General features: G+C 31.6%; 11 protein-coding genes and 1 tRNA gene. 4 read left to right on the forward strand and 8 right to left on the reverse strand.

Translation table 11 applies throughout. The features are described 5' to 3' along the window. Nucleotides 1–117: 117 nt before the first annotated feature. Nucleotides 118–684: a DUF3347 domain-containing protein gene (locus tag DK442_RS01755; RefSeq protein WP_109434120.1), complete on the reverse strand. Its 567-nt coding sequence runs from the start codon at nt 682–684 to the stop codon at nt 118–120. A 177-nt stretch (nt 685–861) separates the two neighbouring features. Between DK442_RS01755 and DK442_RS01760 the strand changes: the two genes are divergently transcribed. Together DK442_RS01760 and galE are read left to right on the forward strand one after the other, a co-directional pair. Continuing rightward, a complete protein-coding gene (locus DK442_RS01760; protein WP_109434121.1) occupies nt 862–1,317 on the forward strand; it encodes a GAF domain-containing protein in 456 nt (151 codons plus the stop codon). Between the two features lie 42 nt (nt 1,318–1,359). Next, a complete protein-coding gene (gene galE / locus DK442_RS01765) occupies nt 1,360–2,376 on the forward strand; it encodes a UDP-glucose 4-epimerase GalE (RefSeq protein WP_109434122.1) in 1,017 nt (338 codons plus the stop codon). Nucleotides 2,377–2,454: 78 nt separating this feature from the next. On the opposite strand, the gene DK442_RS01770 is transcribed toward galE, so the two are convergent. From DK442_RS01770 to DK442_RS01800, 7 genes are all read right to left on the reverse strand, one after another. Then, entirely contained in the window at nt 2,455–4,569 is a 2,115-nt protein-coding gene (locus DK442_RS01770) for a peptidylprolyl isomerase (protein WP_109434123.1), read from the reverse strand. Nucleotides 4,570–4,922: 353 nt separating this feature from the next. Beyond that, nucleotides 4,923–6,212, reverse strand: coding sequence for a hemolysin family protein (locus DK442_RS01775; protein WP_109434124.1), 1,290 nt, complete (start codon nt 6,210–6,212; stop codon nt 4,923–4,925). A 3-nt stretch (nt 6,213–6,215) separates the two neighbouring features. Next, nucleotides 6,216–6,410 (reverse strand): hypothetical protein, encoded by a 195-nt coding sequence (locus DK442_RS01780; protein WP_109434125.1) that lies wholly within the window; start codon nt 6,408–6,410, stop codon nt 6,216–6,218. A gap of 9 nt (nt 6,411–6,419) precedes the next feature. After that, on the reverse strand, nt 6,420–6,950 hold the full coding sequence (gene lptC / locus DK442_RS01785; RefSeq protein WP_160114010.1) for an LPS export ABC transporter periplasmic protein LptC: 531 nt from the start codon (nt 6,948–6,950) through the stop codon (nt 6,420–6,422). A 26-nt stretch (nt 6,951–6,976) separates the two neighbouring features. Next, complete coding sequence (locus tag DK442_RS01790; RefSeq protein ID WP_109434127.1) at nt 6,977–8,347, reverse strand: M48 family metallopeptidase; 1,371 nt, start codon at nt 8,345–8,347, stop codon at nt 6,977–6,979. 20 nt (nt 8,348–8,367) lie between these two features. Continuing rightward, on the reverse strand, nt 8,368–9,612 hold the full coding sequence (locus DK442_RS01795; protein WP_109434128.1) for a hypothetical protein: 1,245 nt from the start codon (nt 9,610–9,612) through the stop codon (nt 8,368–8,370). Next, the gene (locus DK442_RS01800) at nt 9,609–10,340 is read right to left on the reverse strand and encodes a type III pantothenate kinase (protein ID WP_109434129.1); all 732 of its coding nucleotides are present in this window, start codon (nt 10,338–10,340) and stop codon (nt 9,609–9,611) included. Before DK442_RS01800 ends, DK442_RS01795 begins: the two co-directional genes overlap by 4 nt. 98 nt (nt 10,341–10,438) lie before the next feature. Between DK442_RS01800 and DK442_RS01805 the strand changes: the two genes are divergently transcribed. Then, nucleotides 10,439–10,511: transfer RNA gene (locus DK442_RS01805), tRNA-Phe, on the forward strand. Between the two features lie 534 nt (nt 10,512–11,045). Beyond that, on the forward strand, nt 11,046–11,876 hold the full coding sequence (locus DK442_RS01810; protein WP_160114011.1) for a helix-turn-helix transcriptional regulator: 831 nt from the start codon (nt 11,046–11,048) through the stop codon (nt 11,874–11,876). Nucleotides 11,877–12,261: the final 385 nt, after the last annotated feature.

Consider the following 12,261-nt stretch of genomic DNA (forward strand, 5'->3'; position numbering starts at 1 on the left):
TTTCCCTCAAAAACTATATCAATTACATGCTTGATATCTTTAAATATAGTCAATATTTTTATTTTCAGTGTTTTCGCACACTGAGCCATAAATTATTTTTCTTTTCAGTTTATTATTTTACTTAAAAACATCTTTCACACTTCCACAAACAAGCATCTTATCCCCAAAAAAAGGATTTCTAATTTCCTCAGAATCAGATAACCAATACCCTCCTTCTCCATCAAAAGCCATTGGACAAAACTGCTTGTATACAGCTCCGGAAGTAATTTTCGTACCACGTATTAACTTCTCAGTTTCGTTGGTTAAAGAAACAAAAAAATTACGTTGTTCTTTTATGTCTTTGGTTAAGGAAATTAGCTTTGAAGTTGCCTTAAGAGATTTATACTCTTCTAACACACCTATGGCAGCTTCCAGCTTTTTTGCCTCTACCTGAACACCTTCACTATTTGAATTCACTAGTGCTGCTTTGATATTAAGATATAAGCCATATATTTCAAGGCTTTTTCCATCCGAAAACTTAACTTCAGACACTTCATTTGTGATATTTAGATCAACACTTCCATCTAATTCATTCTGTGTAACAGTGACTGGTTTTTTATCTTGATTACAAGAAATTGAAATCAATGTCATTATAACCAGAAGTAATCCATATCTAACATTCAATATATTTAAATTCCTTTGCATAGAATCAGAAAATTTATTCGTCTATTAATTATTCCAAAAACCACAAAGTTAATTTAATATTTAAAACAATTAACAAAAGTATTTCTCTTTGAATATTTTTTTTAACAAAACTATACCATTAAGAATTCAGGACTTTTCTAAATATTTTAGATATTTTTGCCGGTAAAATTGTAAGGAATGCCATTTGAAGAGTTAAAACCCCAAGTAATACAGCTATTAAAAAATGAAGACCAATCAGTAACAGATAGATTACATACGATTTGTCAATTACTCAAAGACAAGATTGATTATTATGATTGGGTTGGTTTTTATTTTAAAAACGAAGACAAAGAGGAACTAAAACTTCGCACATATGTTGGCGCAGAAACAGATCATGTTATTATCCCTTTCGGGAAGGGTATTTGTGGTCAGGTAGCTGTATCTAATGAAAACTTTGTAGTTCCTGATGTGCAAGCACAGGACAATTATATTGCATGCAGCTTTACTGTTAAATCAGAGATTGTAATTCCATTATTCAAAAATGGAGAAAATATCGGACAAATTGATATAGATTCTGAAACCCCAAACCCTTTCACAGAAAAAGATGAAAGATTTTTAGAATTTGTAAATCAAGAAGTTGCTAAAATCCTTTAATTATTGTTCCTTCGTTGGTTCAAACATTAAATCATTTTACATATGAAAATCTTAGTCACGGGGGGATTGGGATTTATAGGTTCTCATACCGTAGTAGAGCTACAAAACAAAGGATATGAAGTTGTTATTATAGACAATTGCTCTAATTCTTCTCCTGATGTTATCAAAGGAATACATGCCATCACAGGTAAAGATGTAATTTTTGAACAATTCGATCTTAGAGAAAAGGATAAAGTGCAAGAGTTTTTTAAACGTCATCATGATATTGAAGGCGTCATTCATTTTGCTGCCTCAAAAGCCGTTGGAGAAAGCGTAGAAAAACCTTTACTATACTATGAAAACAACTTATCAACCTTAGTTTTCATGCTGCAGCAACTAACAGAAAAAGCTTCTGCTAATTTTATTTTCAGTTCTTCATGTACCGTATATGGGCAAGCAGATGAACTTCCGATTACAGAAGATGCACCCGTAAAAGCTGCAGAATCTCCTTATGGAAACACAAAACAAATTGGTGAAGAAATCATAAGAGATACCTGCAAAGTACACCCAGCACTAAAAGCTATATCTCTTCGCTATTTTAACCCAATTGGAGCACATCCTACAGCTGAAATTGGTGAATTACCTATTGGTGTGCCTCAGAACCTGGTTCCTTTTATTACACAGACCGCTATCGGCCTTAGAGAACAATTATCAGTTTTTGGTGATGATTACCCTACAGTAGACGGAACTTGCATCAGAGACTACATTCATGTGGTAGATCTAGCAAAAGCTCATGTAGTAGCCTTACAACGATTATTAGAAGATAATAATAAATCTAACTATGAAGTCTTTAATGTAGGCACAGGAACCGGAAGCTCTGTTTTAGAAGTAATCCATTCTTTTGAAAAAGCATCTGACAAAAAGCTGAACTATAAAATTGTCGAAAGAAGAGAAGGTGATATTACCGCAGCATATGCTGATACTACCAAAGCAAATAATGAATTAGGCTGGAAAGCAAAAAGCAGTCTGGATGATTCACTCAGTTCTGCCTGGAAATGGGAACAAAAAGTTAGAAGTTAGAAAAACTTTAATTCACTTTATAAAATAAGAAAGCCTGAAGTCTCAACTTCAGGCTTTCTTATTTATATGATTTAAATCTTAGTAAAATCTAGCTCTTTTATCTTCAATCTCTGCAGCTTCTTTAAGCGCATCAAAAACTTTAGAGTTCACTAACCCAGCTTGTGTTTTAGATGTTTGTGAAGCATAGCTCATATAAGTCTCTAAACCACTTGCAGGTGTTTTCTTCGTCACCTCTACTACATACACTCCATTGTTACCTACAATAGGACCAGAAACGTTCCCTATTTCTAAAGCAAAAGCAGTACCCACCACTTTTGGCTCTGTTCCAGCTCCACTAATAGTAGGAGTTTTCATTGTTAATGCAGAAGCTACTTTTACTGTTTGACCTTGACTTTGTGCAATTGCATCAAGAGCAGTTCCAGAAATTTTAGCTTTTAATGTTTCTGCCTTCTTCTCTTTAATTAGAATTGGCTTTACCGTAGGACTAGCATCTTCAACTGTCATAGTCCCTTTATCTGATTTTGCAGTTAATTGAACCACAGCATACCCTTCTGGGATATCAAATCGTTTTATTTCACCAATTTTAGATTCTTCATTAAATGCCCACTGCACTACTGTTCTTCTAGCACCTAATCCAGGGATATTCTCATCTAATTCTTTAATATTATTAACTGGTCGAACGGTTAATTCATTTTCTTTAGACACTTCTTCGAAATCCTTGTCTTTTGCAGAGATTTGAAATTTAGTAGTTTCTGTAAAAATTGCATTTATTGTCTTTTCACTTGGCTCTACCTTTTGTGCTACAGTTGCCACTTTTATAGCTCTTTCTTCATCTGTCTGATCTTCGATACTAATAATATGATATCCAAATTGAGTTTCTACAATACCCTGATCTCCTGTTTTATTATCAAAACAATAATCATTAAAAACAGGAACCATAGCTCCCGGAGTAAAGTATCCTAAATCTCCTCCTTTATCTTTATTAGAACTGTCAGCAGAGAATTCTGAAGCTAATGTTGCAAATTTAGCTTTATCTGCTCTGGTAACACCAATGATACTATCTGCTAGAGCTTTCGCTTCTTCTTTGGTACGTTTTGTATCACCAGCAGTCCCTAATCCTACCCAAGAAATTAAAATGTGGCTTGCTTTTACAGAATCTGGTATTTGCTTTTGAGCAACAACCCTAGAAACTTTAATAAAATCTCCATCCTTATATGGCCCATAGACACCACCTACTTCTAGGTTATAAATTGTATCAGCTACTGTAGCTGGTAAATCTTTTTTGAACTTAAAACGATCATCAAATTTTACAGCAGAGTTTTGATTAACATAATCCTCTACATTTTCAACATTTCTGAATCCTTTAACGGTATCTGTTTTCCCATTTTCAAATTCTGCTTTATCATCCAATAAACTCGCAACTCTTCCTTTGATTTCATCTATATCTTCCTGGCTTGCTTCTTCATTAAAAAGCACATATCGTATACTTCTTGAAGCTTCTGCTTTATACTGATCTGCATGTGCATCAACATAGGCTTTAATTTCTGCATCAGTTACATTAACTTCTGCATCTTCAATACTAGAAAATGGTAATTGCACATATTTAATATCTACATTATCATTTTCCATCTTATACACCAATTCACCTTCTTTTAATGTAGATCCCACACCAGCTTTGATCATATTAAGATACACTTGCTCACGAGCTCCTTTACTAATAGAAACCTCATACTCCAACCACTGTTGGTAAGCTTGTGGAGATGTTGCTTTTACATTTGCAACATATTCTTGCATTTTAGCCTTATCAAAAACTCCAGCCTCATTCTGAAACGTTGGATTGTTTGCTAAGGATTCTTCCAGTAATTGATTTACTTGATCTTCACCTACTATAATCCCTAACTCTTCAAATTGCTCTTCAAAAACTGTTTCACGTATTTCTTGGTTCCATACGTAATTAACAGCCTGAATGCTTGATGATCCTCCTCCAAAACTTCTAGAAGCTGTTTCTACTTTTCTAGCAAAATCAGTTCTATCAATATCTTTTCCGTTTATCGTTGCGATTACATTTTCAGCTTTTTGTGAAATTGCTCCTCCGTTACGAATCAAATCCGCCAAAACAAAAGAAAAAAGTGCTAATGCAATGATTACAATAAGAAAAACCGAACGTTGTCTGATTTTATTTAAAACTGCCATGATGTGTAATTATTTATTCAAAATATAGTGGGCGAAAGTACCATTTTATTGTAATAATACCAATTAAAATTCTGAAAGTATTATTAAGTTTTTTGCTTTTTTTATGTAAATAAGGTCAACAAAGTCTTTATGATACATTTTTACCTAAATTAAATCATCTTTTTATTGTTTTATAACTCGATAAACAATAAAAAATTGTGTTATTTTACATGTAACAGCAAGCTATAAACTTCCTAAAAGTAAAGGCACAAAAAATAGTATACATATTAACGGTATCAGGAAACTTTTTAAAATAAGGAGCACATAAAAACCGAGAAGAATCGACTTTTATTTTAAATCAACAAGAACCAAAATCACTCCTCAGCAATCACTTGTAATTCGACAATTTCAATTTTGGTATTAGAAGTCTCTATAATTTTAATTCTAAATCCATCTATTTTTACTTCATCTCCTTGTTGTGGAATTTCTTCTGTATGATTTACAATCATCCCTCCCAGGGTTTCGTAATTTTCATCTTCAGGAAGGTCTAATTTATACAATTCATTGATATGATCTACTTCTATTCTTGCAGAAAACCTATATTGATCATCAGCAACTTGTTCTTCAATAAGTTCTATAGAATCATGTTCGTCTTCAATCTCACCAAATAGCTCTTCCACAATATCTTCTACAGTAATAATACCACTAGTACCTCCATACTCATCGATAACAACCGCTATACTTTTATGTTTTTTTGTCAAAAGATTAAGCACATCTTTTACAAACATTGTCTCTGGTACAAAAACTACAGGAAGTAAAATTGCTCTTAGAGACTTTGGCTTTCTAAACAATTCAAAAGAGTGTACATACCCTATAATATCATCTACATTGCCGTTATATACAATTATTTTTGACAACCCGGTATCTATAAATATTTTACTAACTTCTTCTATAGATTGGGATTTCTCTACAGCAACCACCTCGGTTCTAGGAATCATTACCTCTCTTGATTTGACATCAGAAAAATCAAGAGCATTTTGAAAAATTTGAATTTCACTATCTATTTCATCATCTTTTTCAACGGTCTCCATCTGCTCACTGATATAATCCCCTAATTCTGTTTTACTAAAAGCTAGCTGAACCTGATCTCCATCAGTTTTTAGAAACTTCTTGAGCACAAAATCTGAAACCCAGATTACAAATGATGAAATTGGCGAAAAAATAATATAAAAGACATAAGCAGGAAAAGAAAATATTTTAAGCAACGTATTTGAGTAAATTTGAAAAAATACTTTTGGCAAAAACTCAGCAGTAATTAAAATAATCCCTGTAGAAATAATGGTTTGGGTCAAAAGATTTAATTCTGTAATAAAATAGTCTAATACCCAATATGGTGATGGTAGTAACGAACTAAATAGACTCATCAATACCTCTCCCATATACAACCCATAAATCACCAAAGCCACATTATTACCAACAAGCATTGTTGCAATAAACTTAGAGGGTTTTTTGGTTAAACGAGTAAGGATATTTGATATAAACCCTCCTTGTTTTTTTTCAATTTCAATATGAATTTTATTTGAGGAAACATAAGCAATTTCCATCCCTGAAAAAAAAGCTGAAAGAATTAAACAAAGTATAATAACAATAAAATGTAATTCCATGAATTAGTTCTTGTTATTTGCTTCAAATCTTTTTCTAAAGTTTCTTTTAAAAAAAAACATAAAGATCGCTGCTATTGCAAAAAAAAGATAGAGCATACTTCTCCCTCCTTCTTGCCCCCATTCTTCATATGCCTCATATAAAAAAAAGCACATAATTACTAAATAGGCATATTCAAAAAATTTAAATACTTTCTTCATAGTAGTGGATTACTCCTCTATAAACATTACTCCGTCATTAATTCTTGAATTCAAGATAGTAAAATCCTGATTAGCATCAAAACCATCTGCTTCATTAATAGTACCATCCGGGAGATAACTTTTATACGATTGATCGGTAAATACCCAGCTAAGGTTTTGATTCCAATACAATTGTTTTGCTTGCAAATGTGTACTATCTGCTGTTAGGATATCTACATTACCTCTCATATCAATTATTCCTGTTTCCTGATAAGAAATTGCATAATCAGAGGTAACCACACTTACTTTTCCATCTTCATCTATAATATCTAATATGATTCCTTCTGGAAACTCATGATACGCAAAAGATCGATTAGAATAGTCTAAAATTCTAGATGCTTTTAATATAGCGGTAAGCCTTCCTGAATCAGTATATTTAAGATTTACTTCAAAAGCTTCTGCAATAGGAGCTTCTTCGGATTCTAAATAATCGGGAGAAGTTATTTTTTTAGATTGGCATGAAAAAAACATTGTCACAGCAAATGCTATGACAATGTTCATTAATATATATTTTTTTTTATCCTGCATTACAGTTTAGGCACCTTAACGGTTTCTCCAATCCAACATCCAACACTAACGGATGTTATTCCTGGGTTGTTAAAAATATCTGTCTTTGTCGGAGCCTTAGCGCGATAATTTGCTGCATATTTATTTGCTGTAGACTTTAAGCTTGGATCTATTTTCCCAGCTCTTCTAGCATAGTTTTCAGCCAACCAATATACCGCTCTTTTACTAAACACGTCGGTTCCACAACTATTTGCACTACTAGCAATCATACTTGCTATTCTCAAGTAACATATCCCCATAGAAGGTTTTTGTTTTAATGCTTTTCTATAGTAGCTTCTGGCTTTTCCTTTACTACCTTGCTTTTTCATTATCTCACCAATTTTGAAGTATACCTTTGCCTTATCACTTGATTTAGTTTCTAATTCTGCTGATTGATTAAAATACTTTAATGCAGTAGTAGTCTTTTTATCTTTTAAAGCTAAAAGTCCTAAATAGTAAGCTGTTTTAGCAGAAGGATCTGATTTATGTAATGCCTCTACCAACTTAAAGAATAATGGATCCTCTGTACATTCTTTTGCAGACATTCTACCTGCAGCACCTTTTAACCAATTTATATCAGCCTTCTTTGCTTCAAATTGTCCTGTATATAAAGGAATCAGGTTTTTACAATCTGCTAATTCTCCTAATTTCTGATTAATTCCAGCTTTTACTTTACTAAAAGCTGTTAAATTAATTCCTGAGTTTTTTAATGCTCTTTTCTCTTTAGAAGACAAAGCTGTACCTGCTTCTTCTTTTTCTGTAAGTTCTGCAATAATTTTTGCTAACCTATTTTCTTCATTTTCGATTTTTTCTGTAACATCATCATACAAATCAAAAACGCCCTGAAGTTCTTTTTTTCCTTCACCGTGAAGATCTACAAAAAGTGAGAAATACGTGTATAACTTTTTTGGTCTTTTAAAGTTTTTCTTATCCTCTGAATATCCTTTATCAAATTCAGCAAATTGAGTTTCTTTAGTACCAATTTTATTATCATACATGAGTTGACCTATATCAGAATGCATATCTCCAATTTTGGTCTTTCCCGGAAAATACTGAAAACGTTCTTTCCACAAGGCAATCAATTCATTTGCCAAAGTTGTTTTAGGCGCCCCAGAAGCTTTTTTATATTTTGCTTCTAACAATTTTTTTCCAAATTGATACGTCGCAACACTATATGTAGGGCATTCTTTTCTTACTTTCCATAATGGCTCTTCTGCCGCATCATAGTTCTTTACCTTTGCATGTTCATAAGCAATAGAAGCTGTCGTTGCACAGTCCGTAGCTTGAGCATTTATACTTGTAGTACTCAAAACTAATCCTGTTGCTATAACAAATAAAACTTTCGTATTCATAGCTGTGTTAATTATTGTATTTAATTAAATTTTATTTTCCTGAACCATTTATCATTTAATGATAAACTTAAAGAAACGTTAAAAAACTCTTCTTTAACTAATCCAAAATCTGTTGTCCCTCGTTGACCATACTCAAAACCTATATTAGCATTAGAGAATAATCTGCCAACTGGTAGTCCTACTCCAAAAGATATGCCAAACTCATCAATCGAATTTCCATTTATATTCAATCCTGTTTCTTCATATCGAAATCCTGCCCGATAAACAACACGACTAAAATAACTCGTTAACGAGTTATACTTAGGGATATAGTATCCTCCTGCTTTAAATCTTGAAGCATTTTCATACTCAACATTATCCTGACCAGATACAATATTAGTAAATTCTCCAGAATCAAGATATGTATATTCTCCTCCAACAAACCATTTTCTTGGCTGTCCTATACCACTAGCGAATTTAAACTCGGCAGGAAGATCAATTTTTTGATCACCAACGTTTATTTCTTGTCTTTCTGCTACCGTCTCTCTACCATTATTTGCAATTACTACAGTAGCTAGTTCTCTGGTACCATCTGCTTTTAACTCAAAAGATGGTGTTGACACAATCGAAGCAACCAGCTCTAGTTTTTCAGAAACCATAGTCTTATACCTTACTCCAAAAGACAAACTAAAAGCTGATAAATCTGTACTGGTTATTTCTCTGGTATCAAACTGTACATCAGGCCTTCTAAGTATTGTTTTATTTTCAATATTTCCAAAGTTATAATTTAAATCTACACCTACGCTTAGATTCTTGTTAACTTTAACCCCAGTAGCTAAAAAAACCTTATTTAAACCACCAGTCCCTTCAAATTGAAATTCTGATCCGTCATCTACAATATTATTAATACGATATCCTACAGAAGTAAGTGGTATAACTCCAAATCCGAATCCAAATTTACCTGCTGGAACACCTATAGCAAGGTAATCTAATGATGCATTCTCTCCTGAGGACGATTCATTTGCATTACTTAATTTAAAATTACGATATGATGTTCCTACCGTATATGAGGTTAATCCAAGCTCACTAAATGATGCTGGATTCTGAAGATTTAAATGAATACTATCTGCAAGTACACTTAATCCCCCCATCGATCTATTTTCTACCGTTCCTTTAAATTTTGGTATTCCAATTCCATAAAAAGAATACGGTGAAGAGGTTCCCTCCTGAGCATAAGATATTACCGCAATATGCACTAATACAACTACTAAAATCTTCTTTATCATCTACTATTATTAAAAGCTAAAATGCAGTTTAATCCTTCCAATAAAAAATTGGAAGTGGCAAATATGCCATTTTTTAATCTTTTAGACAAAAAATGTGCATCTCCTCCGGTTAAAATAACTGTTAAATCAGGATAAATGTTGCAATATTCTTCAATTACTCCTTTAATTTCATATAAAATTCCAAAAACTACACCCGAATGTATAGCTTCTTCTGTGCTTTTTCCTATATGATTTTGGGGAGATGTTAATTCTAACAGTGGTAATTTTGCAGTAAAATTATTTAAGCTGCTATATCGTAATCGTAACCCGGGAGCTATTGCTCCACCAATATATTCTTCTTTTTCATTTTTAAAATCGTAGGTAATACAAGTTCCTGCATCAATAATCAGGGTATTCTTCTTTGGAAACTGATCTACTGCAGCCGCAACAAGAACCATACGATCAATACCCAAAGTATTTGGTGTTTTGTATAAATTTTTAAATGGCATGTTAACCTTATGATCTAACATTAGAGTATTAAAAGAATTCTTGACATACAGTATTTGATCTTTATTCATATTTCCAACAGAAGAAACTATTGCTTTGGCAATCAAAGGGTATTCTTTTTTCACACGCTCTATCTCCTCTTTAAAAGAATTCTGTTTAATTGTATTTTTATAAACAATTTCAGATGTATCAAAAACTCCAATTTTAGTATACGTATTCCCTACATCAACGACAAGATTCATATCATTATTTCTAAGTTGCAAAAGTACAAAACGATTTTTTTAATTTTTTCTTTTGAGGATTAAAAAAAGCGTTCTATATTTGCATCCGCTTACAACAAGGTGCCTTAGCTCAGTTGGTAGAGCAAAGGACTGAAAATCCTTGTGTCCCTGGTTCGATTCCTGGAGGCACCACCTTAAAAACCCGAACAAATTGTTCGGGTTTTTTTTGTTTAAAAAATTGACTGTCAGATATCTGAAGTTTTTGTAAAGGTTTTCTGTTTTAAGAAAAATCATAAAAATATAAATATCAAATATTTACGAGTTAAATAAATTCTATTTAGCATTTAATTAAGATTATTTTTTGAAGAATATTATTTAATCGAGCAAGTTGTATAGCACTTCTTAATCTACAAAAAATGACTTTTTAACAAATTAAATCATATTTAATTCCTTTTTTTTGTAATCCAAGTATTTAAGCAATTAACAATCAGGTTTTTAATTTACTATTAGTATTTCTTTATGTTTATTTTGAATATATATGTTTTCATCATGCGATGATTTCAGTTTATGTTGAAAGTAAATTATTAGTATTATTTAATTCATTAATAATTAGATTGTTATTGTTGCGTGTTTAGTTTTATGATTGATTTTGAAAATAAATATTACGATCATTTTTCAAAGAAGACTACTTATACCCCTCCAGTTTTTTGTAAAAATGAAAATTACATGATGCGTTTTAATTCGCAGTTAAAGAGTTACTCTTATTTAGATAATAATTTAACTATTATTTACTTCAAGAAAGGCGCAGGTGTTATAGAATGGAAGAGTAAATTTAAAAATATCAAGGACAACACTTTTATTGTATCTAACCCGAGTGAAGGTTGGGATTACGTTAATAATAAAGAACTTAAAATTGATGTATTAAGTTTGGTTATTTCTAACAAGTTAAAAAATGAATTCAATACATACGCTACATATAATTTAGAAAAATTAATTGATGATCCTTATCAAGTGTCATCTGAACAATGTATTTATCTTGAACACCCTCTAAATGCGGATCATTATCCTTTCGGAAGATTGCTTAAATCTATTTATAATCAAAGTTTTACTGAAAATTTTATATATACTGATGCCGAGGAAAAAGCCATGTCAATATTAATGACGATGCATAACAATCAAAAAAAAATATATAAAATATCAGAATTCATTAATTCAAGAAAAAAGTCTACTAAAAATGAAGTTTTGAAGCGCTTGCTGTTAACCAGAGAGTATATTCATGATAATTTGGAAAAGAAAATAACTTTAGATGAACTGACATCAATATCATTACTTTCTAAATTTCATCTATATGATTCCTTCAAAAATGTATTCGGAAAGACTCCACATCAATATATTAATTCATGTAAATTGAAAAAATCCAAAAGATTAATACTTAAAGGCCAATATTCTGTAACTGAAATATCGGACATTTTAGGATATTCAGATGTACATACTTTTAGTAAACTATTTAAAAAGAATTTTAAAGTATCTCCATCAAATTATTATGTTATGAAATAAATTGAAGTATAGACTATTCTTACTAATTTTTAGTTGTTGTTCCTGTTATTTTTCATACATATATGTGATCAATTAGGCCTAGATCAATCTTATTTTTTGAATCTATTTTGTTACATGTGTTTTGAAAACATTCAAGATTTGGTAACACTAGCTTGGTGCATGTTTCTTCCCTTAATCTCCCTTATTAGAGCTAAACTCATATCTATTTCTTCTGAAGGACTAGCAAAGGTTCAAAATTTTCTATCATAAGATTCTATTCCCTTTTTATTCTATATCAATTTGCTATTGACTATCCTTTCAACGCTCTTGCTTCTCTATATAATCGTATACAAATACAACGCTTGACATAAATCTTGTTGTTTCATGAATTGATCCATAAGAAATT

This window comes from Aquimarina sp. AU119, from assembly GCF_900312735.1.
In the GTDB taxonomy this organism is placed as follows: Bacteria; Bacteroidota; Bacteroidia; order Flavobacteriales; family Flavobacteriaceae; genus Aquimarina; species Aquimarina algiphila.